The following is a 24213-nucleotide window of genomic DNA, read 5'->3' as shown; positions in this document are numbered from 1 at the left end:
GGCGCGCGGAGCGTCGCCCCCGGCGCGCGCCTCGCCCCCCGCTCGCCCCCCCACGCTTCCCGCGCCTCCCGCGCCTCCTGGCCGAGAGGGAGGGCCGCCCGGGAGCCCGCCCCGAGCGAGGGGGCAGCGCCCCGGAAGCCGGGAGCGCGGCCGGCTGTTGATCCCGGCGCGCCGTCCAACGCAGGCGCGCGCCCGCCGGCAACACAGGAGCGCGGCGCGGGGACGCCCTCGCGATGTTCCAAGTGCTCCCAGAAAACATCGATCGGAGCAGACAATTGCCGTTCGGCGCAAAAGTTGCTACCCACAGGAAATGTCCCCGCTGCGCATGCTGCTCGAACGCCGCAGGAGCGTGGTGATCATGGGGGTCCTCAACCGCACGCCGGACTCGTTCTCGGACGGCGGTCGCTTCGAAAATGAAGAGACGGCGCTCGCGCAGATCGATGCGATGCTCTCCGAGGGGGCGGACATGATCGACATCGGCGCGGAATCCACGCGACCGGGGGCGCAGCCGGTGCCCGACGACGAGCAGATCGCGCGCATCGGCGGCAGCGTCCGCGACGCGGTGAAGCGGGGGGCTCTCGTCTCGATCGACACGACCTCTCCCGTCGTCGCGGCGCGCGCGCTCGACGACGGCGCGGCGGTGGTCAACACGATCTCGCTCGACAGCGCGGCAGAGCTCGGCGCGCTCTGCGCGCGCCGGGGGGCGTCGCTCGTGCTCATGCACAGCCGCGGCCCGATGTCGGCGATGGCCGGCTTCTCCGCGTACCCCGACGACGCCTACGGCGACGTCGTCGCCGACGTGGCGCGCGAGTGGTCGAGCGCCGCCGCGCGGGCGCTCGACGCGGGCCTGCCGAAGGGCGAGCTCGTCCTCGATCCGGGCCTCGGCTTCGCCAAGAACGCGCGGCAGTCGCTCGAGCTGTGCGCCCGGCTCGACGAGCTGTGCGCGCTCGGCTTCCCGGTGCTCGTCGGGCCGAGCCGCAAGTCGTTCCTCGCGCGCGCCGCGGCGCTCGAAGGGCGGCGCGACGGCGGCGCGGACGGCGGCGCCGCGCTCGCGCCGCCCTCGGAGCGCCTCGGCGGCACGATCGCGGCCGCGCTCGCGTGCGCCGCGCGCGGCGCCGCGGCCCTGCGCGTCCACGACGTCGGCCCCGTGCGCCAGGCGCTCGACGTGATGCGCGCGATCGATCGCGCCGGCGGCGGCCGCCGCCCTGGTGCTCCCCTGACCGAGGGGGGTGCGTAAACGATGACGGACGGGTTCCTCCGCCTCTTCGCGGCGCGGCCGGTGGCGCAGATCGCCCGGGACCTCGTCGACATCTTCATCGTCGCCTACGTCGTCTACCGCGCGCTGCTCGTGCTGCGCGGGACGCGCGCGATGCAGATGGGCCTCGGACTCGGCATCGTCTTCCTCATCTACCTCGGGGCGAAGGTCTTCGGCCTGACCACGCTCCTCAACCTGCTCTCCTGGCTGCTCTCGTCGATCATCCTCATCGTGGTCGTCGTCTTCCAGAACGACATCCGCCGCGCCCTCATCCGCGTCGGCGGCAGCAACTGGTTCACGAGCGGCCGCGAGCAGCAGTCGCGCGTCATCGACGAGGTGGTCGCGGCCGCGACGGAGCTCGCCCGCCACCGCATGGGCGCGATCATCGCCTTCGAGCAGGACGCGAACGTGCTGGAGTTCGTCAAGAGCGAGGGGATCCACATCGACTCGGTCGTGACCCGGGAGCTGCTCGTGTCGCTCTTCGTCCCCGAGTCGGTGAACAAGCTGCACGACGGCGCGGTGCTGATCCGCGATCTCAAGATCGCGCGCGCCGGCGTCTTCTTCCCGATGCCCGAGACGAAGATCCTCGACGCGAGCCTCGGCTCCCGGCACCGCGCCGCGCTCGGGATCACCGAGGAGACCGACGCGGTGGTGGTCGTGGTCAGCGAGGAGCGCGGCACGATCAGCTTCTGCTTCAGCGGCAACATCGTCTCGAACCTCGACGGCCAGTCGCTGCGGCACGCGCTGCTCGGGCTCTTTGGCCGCTCGTCGCGAAGGCGGCGCTTCGCGAAGAAGGTGGCGCAGGGCGGCCGGACGAGCCTGCCGACGCCGCCGGTGCGCAGCCCCGCGGCGGGCGCCCCCGCCGGCGCCGCCGCGCCGGGCCACGAGCCCCCGAAGCCCGCCGCCCCGAAGCCCGCGGCGCCCACGCCGCCCGCGCCGCCCGCGCCGCCCACGCCGATGGAGGGCAAGCCCGCGACGGCGATCACCAAGACGTCCTCGATGATCAAGGGGCCCGCGGAGGGCGAAGCGCGGACGATGTCGAGGATGTCGACCTCGACGCCGATGCGCTCGGGCGCCGAGGCGCGCGCGTCCCTGGGGTCGAGCGCCGAGGTGCGGAGCCCTGCGGCAGCGCAGGCGCCGCAGGACGGCGATCGCCCCTCGTCCGAGCGCGGCCGGCCGGCGATGGTCGACGTCCCGGCGGGCGCGACCGACTCGCCGGTGCCGTCGCAGCGCACCTTCGTCCCGACGGGGCAGGCCGCGGCGACCGCCGCGTCCAACGCGGCGACCGCCGCGTCCAACGCGGCGACCGCCGCGTCCAAGGGGAGCGCGGATGGGATGCCCCCGCGGGATGAGCCATGACGCTGGCCGGCCTCCGCGAGGCGCTCCGCTCGGCGCTGCTCGACAACCTCGGGCTCAAGCTCCTCTCGCTCACGTTCGCGCTGTGCCTCTACGCGTTCATCCACGGGGCGGAGAACGCGCAGCGCACCTTCTCGCTCGACATCGTCACGATCCTCCCGCCCGAGTCGAGCAACCGGCAGCTCATGACCCAGGTCGGGAACTCGGTCTCGGTCACGGTGCGGGGCTCGCGGACCCAGCTCGACGACCTCCGCGCCGACGACCTCGGGACGCTGCAGCTCGATCTCCGGAACGGCACGCGCACGCGCATCGAGCTCGACAAGTCGATGTTCCACGTCCCGGCGGGGCTCACGGTCGAGCAGATCTACCCGCCGACGATCGAGCTCAGCTGGGACGACGTGATCGTGCGCCCGATCCCGGTGCAGGTGCCGCGCACGGGGGACGCCGCGCCGGGGTTCCTCGTCAAGGGGATGATCGCGATCGATCCGCCGATGGTCAACGCCCGCGGCCCGCGCTCGGTCGTCGACTTGATGCAGCTCGCGCGCACCGCGCAGTTTGACATCAGCGGGCTCACGGAGGGGACCTACCAGCGGCAGCTCGCCCTCGACCGGCCGCCGAAGCTCGTGACGTACGACGTCGACAGGGTCATGGCGACGCTCGAGATCGGGCGCGAGCTCGCCACGCGGACCTTCGATCGCAGGGTCGAGGTGGTCGGCATCCCGCGCGCTACCGTGTCGCCGGCGATCGTGCAGGTGAGGATCACGGGGACGCCCGAGGACGTGAGCGCCATCAACCCCGACGCGATCCTCGCGCGCGTGGAGCCCAGGGCGGCGAACCTGGATCTGAGCCAGCCGGGCAGCGATTTCCTCGACGTGCTCGTCGACGTCCCGCGCGTCACGGCCGAGGTCAACCCGCCGAAGGTCATGGTGAAGTGGTGAGCGCGCCGCGCTGACGCGCCGTCGCGGCAGAGGTCAGCGCGACGGGACCGCGAGCTCGCCGCGCGCCACCCGCGCCGCGAGCGCGTCGACGCGCGACCTCACCGCGGCGGGGATCCCGGCCGCGTGCGGGCCCTCGTTGACGTAGCCGACGCCGCCCTCGGCCAGGCCGAACGACGAGCTCCCGCCCTCGAAGCGGCCCTCGACGACCGCGCGGATCACCTCGAAGACCGCCACGTCGGCGCGCTTGATCATGCTGGTGAGCACCGTCCCCGGCATCGCGTCGTGCTGGTCGCGGTCGACGCCGATCGCCTTGACGCCCATGTCGCGCGCCGCCTCGAACACGCCGTGGCCCGTCGCTCCGGAGACGTGGAAGAGGACGTCGGCGCCCGCCGCCGCCTGGCTCACCGCGAGCGCCTTGCCTTTCACCGGATCGCGGAAGGCGTCGGGCGTCGTCCCGGCGTAGGCGACGCGGACGTCGCACGCGGGGCAGACGTCGCGCACGCCCGCGCGGTAGCCCGCCTCGAACCTGTGGACGAGCGGCATATCCATGCCGCCGATGAAGCCGACGCGCCCCGTCGACGTCGTGAGTCCGGCGACGGCGCCGACGAGGAACGCCCCTTCCTCCTCGCGAAAGGTGAGGCCCGCGAGGTTCTCCGGCGGCGCGGTGCCCGGCCGCGGGGCGTGATCGAGGCACGCGAAGCGGACGGACGGGAAAGCGCGCGCGACGACCTCCATGTCGGTCGAGAAGATGAAGCCCACGCCGATCACGAGGTCGAAGCCGCGCGCGGCGAAGAGCCGCATCGCCGCCTCGCGGTCCTCCGCGCCGCTCGGCTCGAGCACCTCGGTCGTCACGCCGAGCTCGCGCGCGGCGCGGGCGAGCCCGAGGTCGGCCGCGTCGTTGAAGCTCTTGTCCCCGCGCCCGCCCACGTCGAACACGAGCCCCACGCGGACCGACGCGTGCTCGCCGCCGCCTCGCGGCTCATCGCCGCGGGCGGGGAGGAGCAGCGACGCGGCGGCGAGCGCCGCGACGGCGGCGGTGACACGGCGGAGGGACAGCGCGGGGGGCATCGGATCGAGCGGCGACAGCGGGCGCCGCCCGATCCGTCAACCGGGCGGGCTAGCGCCCCCGGCGGAGCAGCCGGGCAGGCTCGCGCCGCCGGCGTCCCTGGACAGCCCGAGCTCGCCGAGCAGCGCGCGCAGCTTCTCGGGCCCGCGCTTCGGATCCGCAAGCTTGACGAGCGCGTAGCGCTCCTCTTCGGTCAGCGCTGCCAGCCGGCCGAGCGCGGCCTCGTCGAGCGCGTCCTCCGGGCCGAGCCGGTCGCGCAGCCGCGCGATCACGGCGTCCGTGTCCCACGCGGCGCGGCGCACCGGCGCGTCCGCGAGCGGGGTGAGGGGGACCCCGGCGCGGGCCGCGAAGCCGCGGAGCACCTCGGCGTAGACCGCGACGTCCTCGTCGGTGTCCACCGGCAGGTGGCACAGCGCGAGCCGCTCCGCGCGCGACAGCGTCTGCCACCCCGCGAGCGAGATCTTGAGCTCAGCGAGGTCCAGCTTCCGCCGCACCGCGAGCGGCACGCAATCGAGCACAGCGTGGACCTCGCCCTCGAGCGCGAACTGCCTGTACATGCGCCCATCCTACCGCCTCGCGCGCGCCGTGCGCGAGGCGTCGTTGCGCCTGGGAGGCGCGGGGCTCTTGCTGTAGGCTCCGGGCGTGCGCCGCCTCGGGATCTTCACGACGCTGACCGCGCTGCTCGCGCTCGCGTCGCTGACCGGCGCCGCCCGCGCCCAGGAGGCTGCGCCGCCGGCGTCCCCGTCGGTGCCCGTGCCGCTCGACCGCGTCGTCGTGCGCTGGCATGCGCCGGAGACGGGCGGCGTGCGCCGCCCTCAGTTCATCTTCGAGCGGGAGCTCGCCTTCGAGGCGCGCATCGAGGCGCTCGCCGACCCCGACGCGGAGCCCGGGCTTTACCGCGACCGGCACATCCGCGCGGCGCTCGATCGGCACATCGCCGAGACGTTGCTCGCGAGCCTGCCGATCTCGCCCGCGCCGAGCTCGTCCGAGGTGGCGCAGCGGGCCGAGGCGGCGCGGATCTCCCTGGAGCAGCGCGCCCGCGGCCGCGCGCGCCTCCTCGCCGCGGCGGCCGCCGAGGGCGTGAGCTCCGACGAGCTCGACGCGATGCTGCGCCGCCGGGCGCGCGCGAGCCTGTACCTGGACAGGATGGTCGCGCCGATGCTCGAGCCCAGCGATTTCGAGCTCAAGATCGCCCTGCGCTCCGGGGCCACGCCGTTCAAGGATCAGCGTTACGAGGACGTCGCCTCGGCGCTGAAGCGCTGGTACGTGGGACAGCGGCTCGCCCAGGCGCTCGACGCGTACTACCAGAACGCGCGGACCCGGGTCTCGATCAGCATCGTGCCCGCGCGTTGAGCGCGAGATCCCCCTGTTCGGGATCCCGGCCAAGCTTCCCAGTCTGAGCCCCGCGTCGCGCCTTCGCAACGGCGGCGCGGCGAGCGGCCGCGGGTGAGCACCGATCACTGCCGGCTGCTGGGTCGTGGTCTCCGGTAACCGGTCTCCGGTCTCTGGTCTCCGGCTCTGGTCTCCGGTCACCGGCCTCCAGCCACTTACAAGGCACGACCGAGCCGACCCGCCGCGAGAACTCACGACAGGCAGGGACGGCGGAAGCGAGCAGAAGCGAACGGACGCGAACGGACGCGAACGGACGCGAACACACGCGAGCACACGCGAACGAAACAAACAGAAGCGCGTATGAGCGGCCTGCGCGCGAACACGCGGGCGAGCTCTGACGCTTGATATCGAAGGACGGAACAGCGATACTGCTGCGTTGCCTGGTGTTCACTCAGGCAGCTTGGAGCGCGGGCGCTCCCGTGCTTGTCGCGCGGGATGGAGGTCCAGTGCGCCGTATCCGTGGGGGTATTCGCCGGGGTTACACCCGGCGATCGGCGCAGGAGGTCGCGTTCCAGGAGCCATGGGGTAGAGCATCGGAAGGGCGCTCGGCGTGAGCTGCTGTGAGGTGCTGTCGCGCCTTACCGGCGTCGCAAGGAGTTGTTCACATGGATACCGCAGATCGTCCTTTTCATCGCAGGCACCTGTTGCGGGGGCTCGGGGGCATCGCGGCGCTCACCGCGGTCGTCCCCGCGGTGCTCGGCAGCTCGCCGGCGGGCGCGACGACATCGACCGTGCTCGCCTCCGGCTTGCCGGAGGTGGTGGGCATGAACTCGGAGCGGATCGAGGACGTCTTCGCGCGCGTGCAGCGCCGCGTGAACGACGGCCTCTTCCCGGGCGCGACCGCGCTCATCGCGCGGCGGGGCGTCATCGTGGGCCACCGGGCCTTCGGCAACAAGGTCGCCGGCTGCACCGAGCCGGTCACGCTCGACACGATGTTCGACGTCCTGTCCCTCACGAAGGTGCTGGCGACGGCGACGTCGGTCATGGTGCTCGTCCAGCAGGGCAAGCTCCAGCTCTCCGACCGGGTGGCGTCGTACCTGCCGTCCTTCGCCGCGAACGGCAAATCGAGCATCACCGTCCTCGACATGCTCCGGTACTCGGCCGGGCTGCCGGTCGACAACCAGCGCCTCGACGAGCCCAACGTCAAGCTGGTCTGGCGGGCCATGGCCGAGACGCCGCTCGAGTACACGCCGGGCACCTCCATCCTCTACAGCGATCTCACCTACCGCCTGCTGGGCCGGCTGGTCGAGGTCGTCTCCGGTACGGATCTGAGCACCTTCGCGCACGCCCACATCTGGGGCCCGCTCGGAATGCACGACACGATGTTCAAGCCGCCGGCGGAGATCGCGCCGCGCGTCGCCGCGACCGGGACCTCGAGCCTCCGCGGCCGCCTCGTGCGCGGCGAGGTGCAGGACGAGCAGGACTTCGCGCTCGGCGGGATCACGGGCTGCGACGGCGTGTTCTCGACGGCGATGGATGTCGCGATCTTCTGCCAGATGATCCTGGGCCTCGGCAGCTACGGCGCCGTCCAGGTGCTCACCCCGAAGTCCGTCGAGCTGATGACGCGGAACCAGACTCCCCAGGTCTCCGCCGCGGCGACGGACACCTCGCCGCTCAACAACCTCCTGCTCGCGCCGAAGGGCCTCGGCTGGGAGATCTGGACCCCGCGCTTCTCGCACGGCGGAACGCGGCTGTCGCCCGGGTCGTTCGGCAAGGCGGGCGGCGCCGGCACCTTCCTCTGGATCGATCCGGCGCGCGCGCTGTTCGGCGTGCTCCTGACCAACCACGGCCTGCCGGAGCCCTTCGACGAGATCGGTTGGAACCGGATGCTCGACAGCATCGGCGTCGTCGAGTTCTTCGACGGGATGATCGGCGCCGTCGCGGACGCGTGCTGAGCGCCCGTCGCGGCCTGCGCCCCGGTGTTCTACATCACCGCTCCGCCTCGCCGCGCCTCGCGTGCACGACAACGTGCCTGTCCCCCGCGCGGCGCCGCGCCGCGCGCAGAACGCAACCCGAGGCGACCGCGTAACGCCGTTCCTGGACTCGATCGTGTCCACCCCGCCGTGCACTGCAATCGACACTCGCCGGCTCGGAGACTCCGGCGCGCGCGCTGCCGTTGTGACGCTATGCGTTATCTTGCGGATCGGGAAGCACGTTTCTCACGCGCTCGACTCGTGCCGCTCCGCCCTGCGCGCGCGCGCAGGATCTCACTGCGCCCTGCGCCGCTCCGGGAGCGCCAGCCATCGTCAATGGCGCTCCGTGGGCGCGAGGGCTCGCCGAGGACTCAACCCGGGACCGGAAGAGAGGAGGAGCTGCGCCGCCGGGGACTCAACCCGGGACCGGAAGAGAGGAGGGGCGGCGCCGCGGCGGTCCCTCGCCTCGCCACGAGACGAAAAGTCGAGTTCGAGGTCCTGAAACAAGACGCGCTCCGGCGCGCGCCGCGGCGCCGCGCGGCACGAAAAGCGCGGCCCGCCGAGGCTCGCCAGCGCAGCCCTCCAGTCGGCGCCACGCGTCCGGCGCACTCTCGGCAATGCGCGAAGCGCCTGCGGATTCTTCTGGCAGCACTTCACCTGACGCGAGTCGTCCGGCGCGAGCTGGCTTTGGTGCGGCGCGTCACGGGCTCCATGATGAACGGGCCGGAGCTCCTCCAGAGCCGGCGAAGCCCAGTGATTTCGGTCGCTTCATGATGACGCGCCGCGGAACTCAACAAACTGCTGTAGGTGCTTCGGAGACCTTTGACATGAACAGAACGTTCCTGTTAACTGTGCCCCCCGCATGCCCCCGCGTGTGTGGCAGCGGGCGGCTCTGTCGCACAGAGCCAACCTTGGATTCTCTTGACAGGCCGCTTCCTCTGCCGCGCTTGGCCACCTGGCCAAACCACGTCCCACCACCCCAAGCACACTCCCAAGAATGGATAGGAGCGTCGTTCGATGACATCACTTAAGACAGACAGGCCGTCGGTCCCCAGCAAGCGAATCGCGGGTCGGCGCGCCGTAGTCCGGGCCCTGGGGCTGGTTGCCGCCTCGGCCATCTGCCTCACGGCGGCGCCGCGTTCGGCCCACGCCGTTTCGGGCGAGAACTTCGAGTGGCACTGGTACTCGCGCCTCGGCATGGCGTGGTCCCCGGTCTACGGGCAGAACGTCCAGGGCGCGTCGATGAACCTGCTGAAGTTCGGCATCGGCGGCCGCTACGAGGAGGACGACTACTCCGAGCCTTCGTTCGTCGCGCACGTGGTGAAGGGCGCGACGCCGGACGACTTCTACGTGAAGTCCGAGATGACCTTCGCTATCTGGCGGCAGTGGGGCGGGGTGTTCATGCAGCCCGCCTCGAACGGCGGTCAGTCGATCACGGTCCAGTTCAACCAGGCCTACATCGAGGCCGGCAACTTCCTCGTCCCGGGCCTCGCGGTCTGGGGCGGCGCGCGGTTCTTCCGCGAGCAGTACGCGCCCATCGGCGACTACTTCTACCTCGACGACCTCTCCGCTCAGGGCGGCGGCCTTAGCTACAAGGGCCTGAACCTCGCGATCCTCGGGCGCCGGACCTTCGGAAGCGACGGCCAGGTCGTCTACAACTGGAACCTCGACGGGAACGAGGACAACGGGAACGAGATCGAGCGGTTCCGCACCATCTTCGCCGGCAACTACAAGTTCGAGTTCGGCGGCGAGGCCAAGCACCACGTCAAGGTCCACGCCGAGGCCCATGTCCTGCCGGCCGCGAAGCGTGGCGTGGGGACGCCGGTGCCCGACGACGGCAAGGCCGACTTCGGCGGCGTCATCGGCGCGAAGCTTCACCTCGGCCTCGGCCAGGGCAACTGGAGCGACACCGCCGTGCGCTTCGGCACCGGCATCGCCAACGGCGCCGCCGGCGGCTCGAAGACGTACGAGACGTGGGGCAACCGGAACGACGACGGCACCTACCAGGGCTCGTTCGGCATCGAGGCCGTCGAGCACGTCGGCTTCCGGATCGGCGACGTCGCCGCCCTGGAAGGCCTCGCCACCTTCCACTACACGAAGGCGGCGTACGAGGCGCCCGCCGGCGTCACCCCGACCGCCGATGGCCCGCACGAGAAGCAGTTCGACTTCTCGGTCCAGGCGAACGCGACGATCTTCGCGCACAAGAACTTCCACCCCGTCATCGAGGCGTCGTTCCAGGGCCGGAAGGACGGCGTGCAGGATCTCGGGACCGCCGTCAAGGTCTCCGTCGTCCCGACCCTCGTGCCCACGGGCGAGCTGAGCTCCGGCGCGCGGCCGCACTTCAAGCTCATCTACACGGCCGCCATCTACAACGACGCCGCGAAGCAGTACGCCCAGTCTGCTTACCTCCAGAGGACGGGCGCCGGGCCGAACACCGGGTCGACGGTCGGCCATTACATCGGCGCGCGCACCGACTGGTACTTCTAGGATCTGCGGCGATCGCTCCGCCGCTCCCCTCCGTTCGTCCCTCCCACCCTCAGGCCTGCGCTCCGGCGCCGCGATCGCGGCGCCGGGAGCGCGCCCTCACGCCGTATCGCTGCGCGACTCGCTCGCGATCTCCTGCGAGGCAGGGCCGGCGTCCTCGTCGGACGGCCCCGGCGCCTCGTGGTAGTGGTGCGCGAACGAGCGCGCCGCGCGCCGCGCCTTCAGGAACTCCGCGAACGCCGTCAGCGTGTCGAGGTCGCGCGGGCCGAGCGCTTCGGCGATGTCGCGCAGGTTCTTGCGCAGGCTCTCCACGCTCTTGCCGCCGCGGCGGGGCTCCCGCACCTCCTCGCGCTCGCGCGCCGGCGCCTCGACCGCAGGCGCCGCCGGCGCCGCCTCCGGGCGGGCCGGCACCTCCGGCACCCAGAGCGGACGCGGGACCGGGTTCAGCGCGTGCGCGCTCAGCCACGCCTCCATGAAGATCCGCAGCCGCTCGCTCCGGAAGGCGAACCAGCGCTCCCGCTCCGGACCGTAGGACATCAAGACATCCTTGAAGCGACGGAACGCGCCCTTGCCGTCGATGGCCTGGCTGAGCTTCGCCTGGAGCTCCATGTCCTCCACCATCGGGATGTAGCGCTCCATCCACCGGTACTGCTCGCGGGAGCTGACGGGATCGATCCGGAGGTAGTTGGCATCGGCCGCGATGCGCGCGTGCATCTGCGGATCGGCCACGCCGTCGACCACCCGCAGCACGTCGCCCGTGCCGAGGTGCAGGTACGAGTGCACCTCTGGGGCGTTGTTCTCGAAGGCGTCCTCCAGCGCCTCCCAGTCGATCGGGATGTCGCGAACGGCCGTCCCGCCGGCTGAAGCATTCTCGGTAGTCGGCATGTCCTCCTCGTCTCCATCGAAAGCAGCGAGGCGGCGGTGGGCTGGCCGCGCGCCTCGGTTCAAGTGCACCAAGTTTGAACGGAAATGCGCCGTCGTCATAGCACTCTACGCTGGTTGGGGGCTTCTGGGCCTAACTCTCGCAACCTAGGGTTGATTCCTTGATCCGGAAGCCCGTTCGGCCGCCGAGCCGCGGCGCGATGACGGCTCGGCAGAGAGCTTCGGAAGACCTGGTTCAAGCGGAAATCAGCGTGGAAATTCGGGGGAATCGTCGAGGAACGCCAGGCGCTCAGCCACGCTGCGAGCGCGCGCGGGCGACGGCGTCGGCCCAGCGGCGGAGGTGGGCGGATCGATCCGCTTCGCTCATCGCGACCTGGAAGCTCTGCCCCACACGGGACATGCGGGCCGAGTCCTCCTTCGTGCGGAAGAGGCCGGCCCCGACGCCGGCGAGCATTGCGGCGCCGCGCGCCGTCGTCTCCAGGTCGGTGGGGCGCTCGATAGCGACGTTCGCCACGTCCGCCTGGAACTGCATGAGCAGGTCGTTCGCGGCGGCGCCGCCGTCCACGCGCATGCGGCGCAGCGGGTGGCCCAGGTCGTCGGTCATGGCCTGGACGAGATCCGTCACGGAGAGCGCGATTCCCTCGAGCGTCGCGCGGGCGAGGTGCGCCGCGGTCGTGCCGCGCGTGACGCCGGAGATGATCCCGCGCGCGTCCGGATCCCAGTAGGGCGCGCCGAGGCCGGAGAGCGCCGGGACGAACGTGACGCCCTCGCTCGAGGGCACGCTGCGGGCGAGCGCCTCGACCTCCGCCGCGCTCTTGATGAGGCCCAGGCCGTCCCGGAGCCACTGCACCGCGGCGCCCGCGATAAAGGCGCTCCCCTCGAGCGCAAAGACCACCTCGGCGCCGATCTTCCAGCCGACGGAGGTGAGCAGGCCGAAGCGGCTCCGCAGCGGGCGATCGCCGATGTTGGCCAGCACGAACGCGCCGGTGCCGTACGTGCACTTGGCGTCGCCCGTCGCGAAGCAGGCCTGGCCGAAGAGGGCCGCCTGCTGGTCGCCGGCGATGCCGGCGATCGGGATGCCGTCGGGCAGGTGAGGGAAGCCGCGAGTCGCCGCGATCGGGCCCGCGGAGCCGACGATCTCCGGCAGGAGCTGGCGCGGGACGCGGAGCATCTGGAGCATCGCGTCGTCCCAGCGCAGCGACTCGAGGCTCATGAGCAGGGTGCGCGACGCGTTGGTGACGTCGGTCGCGTGCACCGGCGAGCCGCCCGCGACGTCGCCCGAGAGGCGCCAGACGAGGAAGCTGTCGATCGTGCCGAAGCACAGCTCGCCGCGCTCGGCGCGCGCGCGCGCGCCCGGCACGTTGTCGAGGATCCAGGCGAGCTTGGTGCCGCTGAAGTACGGATCGAGCACGAGGCCGGTCGTCGCCTCGACCGCCTGCTCGTGGCCCGCGGCGCGCAGCTCGGCGCAGCGCGCCGCCGTGCGGCGGTCCTGCCACACGATCGCGCGGTGGATCGGGCGGCCCGTCGCGCGCTCCCAGACGAGCGTCGTCTCGCGCTGGTTCGTGATGCCGATCGCCTTGATCGCGCTGCCGGCAACGCCCGCCGCCCGGAGCGTCTCGCCCACGGCGTCCTGAACGCTCTGCCAGATCTCCTCCGGGTCGTGCTCGACGTGCCCGGGCTCCGGGAAATGCTGGCGAAACTCGCGCGTGGCGCGGCCCAGCGTCGCGCCCGCCGTGTCCATGAGGAGGGATGTCGTGCCGGTCGTGCCCTGATCGATGGCGAGGAGGTACGCGGAATCCATGCGGCCGACTAACGCGGCGGGATGTGGGCGCATAGCAGTTCCACGCGCCACGTCCACATGGACCGTGGACGAAATACTGAACGTGTGATTAGTATCGAGCGATGCCCGCCACCCGGGCGGGCCAGCCCAGCCGGGCGCGCGGCGTCCGGGCTCGTCTGCGCGGGGCAGCGCGGGGTTTTCCAGCGCATGTTCCGGCTCATGTTCTGGCGCATGTTCCGGTCTCGCCGCGGGCGGCCCTGAGCCGGCCGGAAAGATTGTCGGTCCGTGCCGGGCTGGGTAATCTCCCAGGACCGATGGCCCGCCTCATCCTGCAGACCGCCGAGGGCCAGCAGGCGATCGAGCTGCGGCCCGTGAACTCGCTGGGGCGCCACCCGAACAACTCCATCCAGCTCCTCGACAAGATCGTCTCGAAGGAGCACTGCATCATCGAGCAGCGGGGCGATCACTTCGTCCTGCGCGATCTCGGGAGCCTGAACGGGACGTTCATCAACAGCGAGCGCGTCCGGGGCGAAGCGCCGCTCAAGCACGGGGACGAGATCGCCCTGGGGTCCACGCGCGGCCGGTTCGACGATCCGGGGGCCGCCGTCGCCCCGCCGGTCGCCCCGGGCTGGCCGCCCGCGGCGAACCACCAGCCCGGGGTGCCGGCGCAGCCGCCGGTGTACGGGCACGCGCAGCGCGAGGCGGGGTATCCGCCGCCGCCGCAGCCGCAGCAGCCGCAGTACGCGCGCCCGCAGCAGCCGCCGCCGGCGCCGCTCGCGGGCACGCCGGCGGCCCCGCCGGTGACGCGGCCGCCGGCGTACGTGCCGCCGCCGCCCCCGCCGCTGCCGGGGCCGGGCGGGACGGCGCCGCTGCCGGGGCGCTCGGGGGCGCACGGCGGATCGTACGTCGCGCAGGGCACGCGCATCGACGTGAACGATCAGGCCCGGCAGATCGGCACGCAGATCGCCGCGGTCGACAAGGGGTTCCTGGCGTTCGACCGGATCGCGAACGACATGAACCAGCTCCGCGCGGACTACGAGCGGCTGCGCCTGTCGCACGAGCTGTCCCGCGAGATCGCCGCCGAGCGCGACACGACGAAGCTGCTCGAGAAGATCCTGACGAGCGTCTTCAAGTTCATCCGCGCCGACCGCGGGGTCATCTTCCTGCGCAACGAGAGCGGCGAGCTCACGCCGCAGGCGATGCAGCGGCGCGACGGGACGACGGCGCCGATCAGCGTCTCCTCGACGATCTTGAACCACGTCGTGCACGAGCGCGCCGCGGTGCTGACGCACGACGCGGCGATGGACTTCGCGGCGTCGAAGGGCAAGAGCATGATCCTGAACCGGATCAGCTCGGCGATCGTCGCCCCGCTCGTGGCGCCGTTCCAGCACAACAACGAGGTGCTCGGGGTGCTCTGGCTCGACTCGGAGACCCTCGCGCAGTTCCAGCCCAAGGACCTCGAGCTCGTGACGGCCATCGCCTACCAGGCGGCGATGTTCATCGAGATCAACATCCTCGGGAAGAAGATCGAGAACGAGATCGTCACGCGCGAGCAGCTCCGCCGGCTGCTCTCGCCGAACATCGCCGAGCGCGTCCTGAGCGGTCAGCTCGCGGTGAAGCAGGGCGGCCAGCACGTCGAGGAGTGCACCGTCTTCAACAGCGACATCCGCGGCTTCACGCGCATGGCCGAGAGCAAGCGGCCCGAGGAGCTCGTCGTGATGCTGAACGAGTACTTCGAGCGGATGGTCGACACGATCTTCCAGTTCGAGGGCACGCTCGACAAGTTCATGGGCGACGGGATCATGGCGCTCTGGGGCGCGCCGGTCGCCCACCGGGACGACGCGGTCCGCAGCGTGGAGTGCGCGCTGAAGATGGGCGAGGTGCTCGGCGAGTTCAACCGCGAGCGGCTCGAGAAGGGCGAGCCGCCGCTCGCGGTCGGCATCGGGATCCACACCGGGCCGCTCGTCGCCGGGTACATCGGCAGCTCGAAGGCGCTTAGCTACACGGTGATCGGCGACGTGGCGAACACGTCGGCGCGGCTCTGCTCCATCGCGCTGGCCGGGCAGATCGTCATCAGCGACACGACGTACGCGCAGCTCGGGGGAAAGTTCGAGACCGAGGAGCTCCAGCCCGCCAGGGTGAAGGGCAAGGACAAGCCGATCCCGATCTACAACGTGATCCGGAGCCGGCCGATGGCGCAGGTCCCAGCGAACGCCTTCGTGAGCGCCGAGCCGACGAACGCCGCGCAGGAGTGACGGCGATGCCGCGGCGCCGCGGCAGGGCGGCGCGCGTCCGCGGCGCCCGGCCGGCGCGGCGCGTCCGCCGCGTCATGGCGTCGATGCGGCGCGTCCGCCGCGTCATGGCGTCGATGCGGCGCGGCAGCACAGCGCCGTAGCCGCCCGCCCGCTGCAGCGTTAGGGTCCGGCCCGTGGCTGCTTCCATTCTACCTTTCGAGAAACCCGTCGCTGAGCTCATCGAGAAGGTGCGGGAGCTGCGCGCTCTCGCCGCGGCCGACCCGCGCTTCGAGCCGGAGCTCGCGCAGCTCGAGGACAACACGGGCCGGCTGGCGCGCGAGATCTTCGCGGGCCTCACGCCGATGCAGAAGGTGCTGCTCTCGCGGCACGCGAACCGGCCGTACACGCTCGACTACGTGAAGCGGCTCTTCACGGACTGGGTCGAGCTGAAGGGCGACCGGCGCTTCGCCGACGACTGCTCGATCGTGGGCGGGCTCGCGACCTACCACGGGCGGAGCGTCGTCGTCGTGGGCCACCAGAAGGGGCGCGGCGCGAAGGAGAACGTGAAGCGCAACTTCGGGATGCCGCACCCCGAGGGCTACCGGAAGGCGATCCGGCTCTACGAGATGGCCGACCGGTTCGGGCTCCCGATCCTGACGTTCATCGACACGATGGGCGCGTACCCGGGCATCGGCGCCGAGGAGCGCGGCCAGAGCGAGGCGATCGGCGCCGCGCTCGCCGCGATGGCGCGGGTCGGGGTGCCGATCGTGGCGACCGTGATCGGCGAGGGCGGCTCGGGCGGCGCGCTGGCGCTCGGCGTCGCCAACCGGGTGCTCGTGCTGGAGTTCAGCTGCTACTCGGTCATCTCGCCCGAGGGCTGCGCGGCCATCCTCTGGAAGGACGGGTCGCGCGCCGACGAGGCGGCGGCGCGGCTCAAGATCACCGCGCCGGACCTGCTCCAGCTCGGCGTCGTCGACACGATCGTCGAGGAGCCGACCGGCGGCGCGCACCAGGACCACGACGAGGCGGCGGTGCGGCTCGACAAGGCGCTCTGGGCGACGCTCACGTCGATGGACGGGCTCAGCCCGGAGGAGCTCGTGGACGACCGGTACCGCAGGTTCCGCGGGCTCGGATCGTTCGTCGGGTAGCCCGCCCGGCGCTCCGGCTGGCCCTCCCCGGGCGCCGGGGCTATACGGCTCGCGGATGGACTACGGCAAGGCGCTGCGGACGCTGCTGCTCGTGGGCACAAGCGCCGTCGCCGCCGGCGTGGTCCTCCGCGTGCAGTCGAGGTTCAACGCCTCGGACCGCAGGGCGGCGCTCGGCGTCGTGCAGCAGTACCGCGCGGAGGGCGGCCGGAGCGCGCCGGAGGCGATCGGCGCGCGGCACCCGGGCAAGGCGCCCGTCTGGAGCGCGTCCACCGAGTCGGCCTGCCTCCAGCACGTGCGCGTGCGGGCGACGATCGAGGGGGAGCCGCCGCTCGTGTACGACTTCCTCGTCGACATCAACGGCCCGTCGATCCACCCGGGCAACGGCGAGGGCGAGGCGATCCTGCGCGAGGTCACCTCCGTGCCGGCCGCTTCGGCGGGGGCGCCGTGAGCGTCCGCGTCGCGCTGGTGGGCTGCGGGCGTTGGGGGGAGAAGCTGCTCCGCGCGCTGTCGGAGAGCGCGCGGGCGCGCGTCGTCGCGGTGGCGGACCTCGACCGCGGCCGCCTCGCGCGGGCGGGCGCGCTCGCGCCGGGGGCGCGGCTCGTGCGCACGCTCGACGAGGCGCTCTCGGCGCGCGTGGACGCGGCGCTCATCGCGACGCCGGCGGCGAGCCACGCCGAGCTCGCGCTGCGCGCGCTCGAGGCCGGCGCCGACGTCTTCGTGGAGAAGCCGCTGGCCCTGTCGGCCATCCACGCGGACCGCTGCGCCGCCCGCGCCGCGGCGCTCGGCCGGATCGGCATGGTCGGCCACCTGCTGCGCTACCACCCCTCGGTCGTGCACCTCATCGCGCTCGCGCGCGAGCGGCGCCTCGGCGAGCTCGTGAGCTTCAGCGCCGCGCGCCTGTCGACCGGGGGCACCGGCGGGGCGTCCGCGGCGCTCTGGACGCTCGGGCCGCACGATCTGTCGCTGCTCGCGGCGCTCGACCCGAGCCCGCTCGTCGAGGCGCGGGGCCACCTCTCGCCGGGCGGCGAGCGCGTCACGGTGGAGGCGCGCCTCGCGAGCGGCCTCGCCGCGCAGCTCGAGCTCGGCTCGTCGAGCCCGACGAAGGAGCGGCGGCTCCGGATCGCGGGCAGCGCCCGCGTCGCGGTCTTCGACGACGTGCGCGCGCCCGACCGGCTGCTGCTGCTGGACGGCCTCGGGGCCGACGGCCGCGGGGCTGCGGCGGGCGAGCGCGCGGAGCGCGACGCGCGCGCGCCGGCCGGGCACGCGCTGGAGGTGCCGTGGCGCGAGCCGCTCGCGGTCGAGATCGAGCACTTCCTCCGCTGCGTCGAGGAGCGCACGCCGCCGCTGACGCCGCTCGACGAGGGCGCGGCGGTCGTGCGGATCCTCGAGCGGATCGAGGCGACGCTCGCGCCCGTCGAGGCCGAGGCGCGGGCGGTCGCCGCGGGGTAGCGGCGCGGTGATCGGCGTGGTACTGCCGTCGGCTGGAAGGATACGATGCCGCAGGATCCGAAGATCACACCCACGCAGGTCAAGGCGCCGCACGGAGCGCGGGTGATGGAGATTCAGTGGGCCGACGGGCACCGCGGCGTCCTTCCGCACGAGATCGTGCGCGGGTACTGTCCGTGCGCGAACTGCCAGGGGCACGGCGGCACGATCAACTTCGTGCCCGGGGGCAACCTGGATCTCCGTGAGATCGAGCAGGTCGGCAACTACGCGCTCCAGTTCACGTGGGGCGACCGCCACGACTCGGGCATCTACACATTCCGGTACCTGCGCTCGCTCTGCCAGTGCGACGAGTGCAAGCCGCAGTTCCAGCCGCCCCACTCCAAGTGACCGCCCACCGCGCACCCAAGGCTCACGCCGCATCGAAGGCGCACGCCGCATCGAAGGCGCACGCCGCGCCGAAGGCGCACGCCGCGTCGAAGGGGCAGGCCGCGCCGAAGGCGCACGGAGCGCCGCCGGCGCGCGCCGAGCGGCAGCTCGATCCGTTCCAGATCGTCGACTCCTCGTTCGTCGCCGGGGCGGCCTCGGTCGCGTCGCTCCCGTCGCCCGCCAGCGCGGAGGTCGCGTTCGCGGGGCGATCGAACGTCGGCAAGTCGAGCCTCATCAACACGCTCGTCGAGCGCAAGGGGCTCGTCCGGACGAGCTCGAACCCCGGCTCGACACGGCAGATCAATTTCTACGAGGCGCGGGCGCGCGACGGCGCGGTGTTCCAGCTCGTGGACCTGCCGGGGTACGGCTTCACCCGGCGCTCGAAGGCCGAGCAGGCCGCGTGGGCGTCGCTGATCGAGGGCTACCTGCGCGGCCGCGTCACGCTGGCCGCGGTGCTGCTCCTCGTCGACGCGCGAAGGGGGCTCGAGGAGGACGATCTCGAGCTCATCCGCTTCGTCGAGGCGTCGCGCGACGTCGCCCGCCGGCCCGTGGAGCTGCTCCTCGTCGCGACGAAGGTCGACAAGGTGCCCCGCTCGTCGCTCCGGCGCGCGCTGGATCAGCTCGCCGCCGCGGCCCCGCGGACGGCGGAGGGCGCGCTTCGCCGCGCGGTCGGCTTCTCGTCGATCACGGGAGAGGGCAGGCGCGATCTGTGGCTCACGATCCGGCGCGCGACGCTGCTCGGCATCGGCGCGCCGGCGGCGAGCAGCGACGCACAGGCGGCGAGCAGCGGCGAGACGGACGAGGACGGATGAGCTCTGCGCGGTGCGCGACGCGCGCGACAGCGGCGCGTCGCGCACCGGACCGGAGCCGATGGAAGTATTGACCCGCCCTCCGGCCCTCATTAAACGTGCGGCTCCTCCGGCTTCGCGGGGGAGTCAACAGAGCCGACAGTTGCGCTGTCCCGCGGCGTTTTCAGCGCAGAACGCGCGCGGCGGCCCACGTTCCCACCGGCTGACCGTACGATGCCCGACTACTCCGGCCAGGTCACGCACGTCCACACGTCGCTGACGCCGCTCTGGTGGATCCCGCTCCTGCCCCTGCTCGGCGCGGCGGTGAACGCGCTGTTCGGCCGGGCGCTGCAGCGGAGCGCGTTCGGGCGCGACCTGTCGAGGCGGCTCCACATCGGGAGCCTCGGCGTCACGCTCGTCGCGGTGGGCGCCATGCTGGGCGCCTTCGCGCTCGCCGTCGCGAACTTCGTCAAGCTCGCCGGGCTCGCCCCGGAAGAGCGCGCCCTCTACAGCTTCGCCTGGAAGATGATCCGCGTCGGGTCGCTCGACGCGAACTTCGCGTTCCTGATGGACCCGCTGAGCGGCGTCATGGCGCTGATCATCACCGGCGTCGGCGCGCTCATCCACGTCTACGCCGCCTCGTACATGGAGGCGGAGCCGGCGTACTGGCGATTCTTCACCTACCTGAACCTCTTCGTCTTCGCGATGTTGCTCCTCGTCCTCGGGGACAACTTCATCGTGATGTTCTTCGGCTGGGAGGGCGTCGGCCTCTGCAGCTATCTGCTCATCGGGTTCTGGTACAGCGACTACAAGAAGGCCTCTGCCGGCATGAAGGCCTTCGTCGTGAACCGCGTCGGCGACTGGGGCTTCGTGTGCGGCGTCGCGCTCCTCTTCTGGGGCCTCGGCGCCAGGTGGCTCGACGACGGGCGGTTCCTCTCCGACTACCGCGCCCGCTTCATCGCCGTGGCCGCAGCGTCGCACGGCGATCAAGGCGCCTCCGCTGGCGCGCGCGACGCGGCGAAGGGCAAGGCCGGGGACCGCAGGGCTCCGCTCCACGCCGGCGTCCACGCGGGCGCCAAGGGCTATCTCACCTTCACCGGTCACCCCGGCGCGCGCGTGTACCTCGGTATTGCCGACGCGGCGCAGCTCGCCTCGAACCCGCGGCCGTTCGCCGTCTCGCCCTTCATCCGCAAGGAGATCGACGCCGGGGCGCACTCGGTGGTGATCGTGCCGGGCGACGGCGCCGTGATCGGGGGCGACGGCCTCGAGATCGCCGAGATCCCGCGGATGCGCGTCGAGCCGGGCAAGGAGGTCGTGGTGGCGACGGTGGGGTCGACGGTCACGTTCCGCGAGATCCACGACCAGCTCGTCATCAAGGACGCCGGCGGCAAGGCCTTCCTCAAGGATGCCTTCGAGTCGAAGACGGTGTGGGGCGGCGTCGCGCTGGTGACGCTGGCCTGCCTCTTCCTGTTCGTGGGCGCGGCCGGCAAGAGCGCCCAGATCCCGCTGTACGTCTGGCTGCCCGACGCGATGGCCGGCCCGACCCCCGTCTCGGCGCTGATCCACGCCGCCACCATGGTCACGGCCGGCGTCTACCTGATCGCGCGCCTCAACTTCGTCTACGCCCTGAGCCCCGTCGCCAGCGGGATCGTCGCGCTCGTCGGGGCCTCGACAGCGCTGTTCGCGGCCACGATCGGCTTCTTCCAGTACGACATCAAGAAGGTGCTCGCCTACAGCACGGTGAGCCAGCTCGGCTTCATGTTCATCGGGGTCGGCGTCGGGGCGTACTGGGCCGCCGTGTTCCACCTGATGACGCACGCCTTCTTCAAGGCGTGCCTCTTCCTCGGCTCCGGCTCGGTGATCCACGGGATGCACGCCGTGGAGCACGACGAGGCCGGGGCGCAGGACATGCGCAACATGGGCGGCCTCCGCCGCGTCATGCCGCGCACGGCGCGGGCCTACCAGGTGGCGTGTGTCGCCATCACCGCCGCGCCCATCCCGTTCCTCGCCGGCTTCTGGTCCAAGGACGAGATCCTCTGGAAGGCGTTCGGCACCGAGAACACAGGCCCGATCCCGGGGCTCCTCATCTACGGAATGGGCCTCGCGGCGGCGATCGGCACCTCGTTCTACATGTGGCGGAGCTACTACCTGACCTTCGAGGGGCCCCACGCCCACAAGGAGATCAAGAAGAAGGTCCACGAGTCGCCGGCGGCGATCACCGGGGTGCTCGCCGTCCTTTCGCTCCTGTCGGCGATCGCCGGCGTCGTGTTCGGCTTCTCGAGCCACTTCGTCGGCGGCCACGGCGAGCCCCTGCTGGAGGAGTGGCTCCATCCGGTGTTCGCGCACGCGGACGTGTCGTTCGAGCGCCACGGGCTCGGGCTGGAGCTCGCGATGATGGCGGTCTCCGTCGCCTGCGCGATCGGCGCCTTCTCGGTCGCCCGCGCCCGGTACGGCGAGCGGCGGTCCGCGCGCTGGGAGGCGGAGGAGCGGCGGCTGCCGGGCTTCAGGCTCCTGTCGAACAGGTACCACGTCGACGAGATCTACGACGCGACCGTGGTTCGCGCGTTCCTCTCGCTGCGCCTCTTCTTCGCCGAGATGGACCGGTGGATCGTCGACGGCCTCGTCAACGCGGTCGCCGTCCTGTCCCGGGCCGCGGCGTGGGTCACGGGCGCCATCGATCGGCACCTCGTCGACGGCGTCGTGAACGTCGTCGCCGAGGGCACGCTGAGCGCGGGAGAGAAGCTCCGCTCCCTGCAGACGGGCCGCATCCAGAGCTACATCTACTTCCTCCTTGGCGGCGTCGCCTTGTTCAGCATCGTTCATTATTTCCTGCGGTGAACGGCGGATGTCGAACCTCTCCTTCGTCAACATGCCTCGTGGGCTCGCCCTCGCGGGGTCGGGCAGAGCCACAACGATGAAGCTCCTCATCTCCCTCCTGGCCGCGCTCTCCGTCGTGCTCGGGGCGGCGCTGCCCGCGCGGGCAGAGGCGCCCGTGGCGCCGGGGTCGACCGGGCCGCGCGGCCAGATCGCGCTGCGCGCGGAGGTGCCCGGCGCGCCGGTCGAGCTCGTCGCGAGCGGCCCGGACCACGCCGGCTCGTTCACCATCGAGAACCGCGGCGACGGGCCGCTCAAGGTGACGCGCGTCATCGTGCGCACGTCGCCCGAGGACCCGCGCGTCCCGCCGGGCGTCAGCGCGGAGCTCGAGGGCGGCGGTACGGCGGCGACCCTCGCGCCGGGCGCGAGCCGGAAGGTCTTGGTCCGGTGGAAGACAGCGGGCGCGCGCGCACGGGAGCTCTACGGGCACGTCGTCGTCGAGTCGGACGCTGTCGCGGCCGGCGCCGCCGCGTCCGGCGCGGCGGCGCCGGGGCAGACCCTGGCGATGGGCATCCACGCGGAGCGCGGGCTCGGCTTCGTGGGCGACCACATCCTCTCGATCCTGACGTTCCTGCCGCTGCTCGGGGTGGTCGGCGTCTTCCTTGCGCACGTCCTGCGCCTCCGGGACGACAGGAAGCTCCGGCTGATGACCGTCGTGCTGATGGGCGTGAACCTCGTCCTCGCGGGGTGGCTCTACGCCCACTTCGACCGGGGCTTCACGCGCGCCGACGGCAACGACGGCTACCAGTTCATCGAGCACGGCGTGTGGATCCGCTCGCTCAACGTCGAGTATTTCGTCGGCGTCGACGGCGTGTCGATCTCGATGGTCCTCCTGACCGCGCTGATCTCGTTCGTCGGCGCCCTCGCGAGCTACAGCATCAACGACCAGCTCAAGGGCTATTTCGCCATGTACAACCTCCTCGTCACGGGGATGTACGGCGTCTTCATCGCCCTCGACCTGTTCCTCTTCTTCGTGTTCTGGGAGGTGATGCTCCTGCCGATGTACTTCCTCATCGGCATCTGGGGCGGGCCGCGGCGCGAGTACGCCGCGATCAAGTTCTTCCTCTACACGCTGGCCGGCAGCGTCTTCATGCTGCTCGCGTTCATCTGGTTCTACCTGAACGCCGGCCACACCTACCTCGTCGACGGCCAGGCGACAGAGCGCATCTTCTCGATCCCCGAGCTCTCGCGCGTCGCATGGACGGCGCAGGGGCTCGAGATCCTCGGCATCAACGCGGTGAAGGTGGTCTGGATCTGGCTCTTCGTCGGGTTCGCGATCAAGATCCCGATGTTCCCGTTCCACACCTGGCTGCCGGACGCCCACGTGGAGGCGCCCACGGCGATCAGCGTGATCCTCGCGGGGGTGCTGCTCAAGATGGGCACCTACGGCATCCTCCGCATCAACTTCTCCCTGCTGCCCGAGGCGACGCAGTGGGCGGCGCCGGCCATGGCGGCGTTCGGGGTCGTCAACATCCTCTACGGCGCCTTCTGCGCCATGGCGCAGAGCGATCTGAAGAAGCTCGTGGCCTACTCCTCGGTCAGCCACATGGGCTTCACGCTGCTCGCGCTCGGCGCCATGACGCCGCAGGGCATCCAGGCGTGCCTCGTCCAGATGTTCAACCACGGCCTGATCACCGGGATGCTCTTCACCCTCGTCGGGGTGATCTACGACCGCGTGCACACCCGCGACATCGACAGGTTCGGCGGCCTCGCGTCGGAGATGCCGCTCTACACGGCGCTCGTGGGCTTCGCGTTCATGGCGTCGCTCGGCCTGCCCGGCCTGTCCGGCTTCTGGGGGGAGGCGATGACGTTCATCGGCGCCTTCGCGCGCTACCGCGCCCTCACGATCCTCGCGGCCATCGGCGTGATCGTCACCGCGGCCTACCACCTCTGGGCGCTCCAGCGGATGTTCCTCGGCACGTTCCGCGCGTCGTGGCGGCAGAGCAAGTACCTCGAGCCGTTCGGCGGGAAGTTCCCGGAGATCAACCGACGGGAGCTCGCGTCGATCGCGCCGCTCGCGGCGCTCGTCCTCCTCCTCGGCTTCTGGCCGCGCCCGCTGCTCAGCCTCATCGACCGCGGGGCCCTCGAGGTGCACCGCCTCGTCGACAGGCCGGGGCAGTTCCAGATCGCCGGCGCGCCCGGCGTGGACAGCGCCGCGCCGGCCCGCGCCGCGCGCGCCCCGGAGCAGGGCGCCGCGGCGGGCCGGGGCGCCCTCGCCAGCGCCAGATAAG

General features: G+C 71.9%; 18 protein-coding genes. 14 read left to right on the top strand and 4 right to left on the bottom strand.

Annotation, left to right across the window (positions count from 1 at the left end; genetic code table 11):
• Positions 1 to 310 precede the first annotated feature (310 nt).
• From folP to WMF24_RS39305, 3 genes are read left to right on the top strand one after another with little or no spacing between them, the layout of a single operon-like run.
• A complete protein-coding gene (gene folP / locus WMF24_RS39315; protein WP_437732588.1) occupies positions 311 to 1237 on the top strand; it encodes a dihydropteroate synthase in 927 nt (308 codons plus the stop codon).
• 3 nt (positions 1238 to 1240) lie between these two features.
• On the top strand, positions 1241 to 2614 hold the full coding sequence (gene cdaA / locus WMF24_RS39310) for a diadenylate cyclase CdaA (RefSeq protein ID WP_437732587.1): 1374 nt from the start codon (positions 1241 to 1243) through the stop codon (positions 2612 to 2614).
• A complete protein-coding gene (locus WMF24_RS39305; RefSeq protein WP_437732586.1) occupies positions 2611 to 3549 on the top strand; it encodes a CdaR family protein in 939 nt (312 codons plus the stop codon). The genes cdaA and WMF24_RS39305 overlap by 4 nt, the downstream gene beginning before the upstream one ends.
• Before the next feature lie 33 nt (positions 3550 to 3582).
• Here the strand turns inward: WMF24_RS39305 and WMF24_RS39300 are convergent, their stop codons facing one another.
• Together WMF24_RS39300 and WMF24_RS39295 are read right to left on the bottom strand one after the other, a co-directional pair.
• On the bottom strand, positions 3583 to 4617 hold the full coding sequence (locus tag WMF24_RS39300) for a BMP family lipoprotein (RefSeq protein WP_437732585.1): 1035 nt from the start codon (positions 4615 to 4617) through the stop codon (positions 3583 to 3585).
• Between the two features lie 36 nt (positions 4618 to 4653).
• Complete coding sequence (locus WMF24_RS39295; RefSeq protein ID WP_437732584.1) at positions 4654 to 5172, bottom strand: nitrate reductase associated protein; 519 nt, start codon at positions 5170 to 5172, stop codon at positions 4654 to 4656.
• A gap of 85 nt (positions 5173 to 5257) precedes the next feature.
• On the opposite strand from WMF24_RS39295, the gene WMF24_RS39290 reads away from it, so the two are divergent.
• The 3 genes from WMF24_RS39290 to WMF24_RS39280 all read left to right on the top strand — a co-directional run bounded on the left by WMF24_RS39290 (position 5258) and on the right by WMF24_RS39280 (position 10407).
• Positions 5258 to 5968, top strand: coding sequence for a hypothetical protein (locus WMF24_RS39290; protein ID WP_437732583.1), 711 nt, complete (start codon positions 5258 to 5260; stop codon positions 5966 to 5968).
• Positions 5969 to 6612: 644 nt separating this feature from the next.
• A complete protein-coding gene (locus WMF24_RS39285; protein ID WP_437732582.1) occupies positions 6613 to 7902 on the top strand; it encodes a serine hydrolase domain-containing protein in 1290 nt (429 codons plus the stop codon).
• 1035 nt (positions 7903 to 8937) lie between these two features.
• Positions 8938 to 10407, top strand: coding sequence for a carbohydrate porin (locus WMF24_RS39280; RefSeq protein ID WP_437732581.1), 1470 nt, complete (start codon positions 8938 to 8940; stop codon positions 10405 to 10407).
• 96 nt (positions 10408 to 10503) lie between these two features.
• Here WMF24_RS39280 and WMF24_RS39275 read toward each other — a convergent pair whose 3' ends face one another.
• Complete coding sequence (locus WMF24_RS39275; RefSeq protein WP_437732580.1) at positions 10504 to 11289, bottom strand: UPF0158 family protein; 786 nt, start codon at positions 11287 to 11289, stop codon at positions 10504 to 10506.
• A gap of 286 nt (positions 11290 to 11575) precedes the next feature.
• Positions 11576 to 13087, bottom strand: a complete 1512-nt coding sequence (gene glpK / locus WMF24_RS39270; protein ID WP_437732579.1) for a glycerol kinase GlpK — start codon at positions 13085 to 13087, stop codon at positions 11576 to 11578.
• 293 nt (positions 13088 to 13380) lie between these two features.
• Here glpK and WMF24_RS39265 point away from each other — a divergent pair, with 293 nt between their 5' ends.
• From WMF24_RS39265 to WMF24_RS39230, 8 genes are all read left to right on the top strand, one after another.
• The gene (locus WMF24_RS39265) at positions 13381 to 15321 is read left to right on the top strand and encodes an adenylate/guanylate cyclase domain-containing protein (RefSeq protein ID WP_437732578.1); all 1941 of its coding nucleotides are present in this window, start codon (positions 13381 to 13383) and stop codon (positions 15319 to 15321) included.
• 173 nt (positions 15322 to 15494) lie between these two features.
• On the top strand, positions 15495 to 16448 hold the full coding sequence (locus WMF24_RS39260) for an acetyl-CoA carboxylase carboxyltransferase subunit alpha (RefSeq protein WP_437632571.1): 954 nt from the start codon (positions 15495 to 15497) through the stop codon (positions 16446 to 16448).
• A gap of 55 nt (positions 16449 to 16503) precedes the next feature.
• Positions 16504 to 16896: a hypothetical protein gene (locus tag WMF24_RS39255; RefSeq protein WP_437732577.1), complete on the top strand. Its 393-nt coding sequence runs from the start codon at positions 16504 to 16506 to the stop codon at positions 16894 to 16896.
• Entirely contained in the window at positions 16893 to 17897 is a 1005-nt protein-coding gene (locus WMF24_RS39250) for a Gfo/Idh/MocA family protein (RefSeq protein ID WP_437732576.1), read from the top strand. The genes WMF24_RS39255 and WMF24_RS39250 overlap by 4 nt, the downstream gene beginning before the upstream one ends.
• Positions 17898 to 17942: 45 nt before the next feature.
• Positions 17943 to 18281 carry a gamma-butyrobetaine hydroxylase-like domain-containing protein gene (locus tag WMF24_RS39245; RefSeq protein ID WP_437732575.1) on the top strand — a complete coding sequence of 113 codons (339 nt, stop codon included), beginning with the start codon at positions 17943 to 17945 and terminating at the stop codon, positions 18279 to 18281.
• Positions 18278 to 19132 carry a ribosome biogenesis GTP-binding protein YihA/YsxC gene (gene yihA, locus WMF24_RS39240; RefSeq protein ID WP_437732574.1) on the top strand — a complete coding sequence of 285 codons (855 nt, stop codon included), beginning with the start codon at positions 18278 to 18280 and terminating at the stop codon, positions 19130 to 19132. Before WMF24_RS39245 ends, yihA begins: the two co-directional genes overlap by 4 nt.
• A 210-nt stretch (positions 19133 to 19342) precedes the next feature.
• The gene (locus WMF24_RS39235) at positions 19343 to 21946 is read left to right on the top strand and encodes an NADH-quinone oxidoreductase subunit L (protein WP_437732573.1); all 2604 of its coding nucleotides are present in this window, start codon (positions 19343 to 19345) and stop codon (positions 21944 to 21946) included.
• A gap of 7 nt (positions 21947 to 21953) precedes the next feature.
• A complete protein-coding gene (locus WMF24_RS39230; protein WP_437732572.1) occupies positions 21954 to 24212 on the top strand; it encodes a complex I subunit 4 family protein in 2259 nt (752 codons plus the stop codon).
• Position 24213 lies beyond the last annotated feature (1 nt).

Origin of the sequence: Sorangium sp. So ce1335, from assembly GCF_051521615.1 — a bacterium.
Lineage (GTDB): Bacteria > Myxococcota_A > Polyangia > Polyangiales > Polyangiaceae > Sorangium.
Note: the sequence above shows the minus strand (reverse complement) of the source record. Positions and strands in the feature narration are given on the sequence as shown.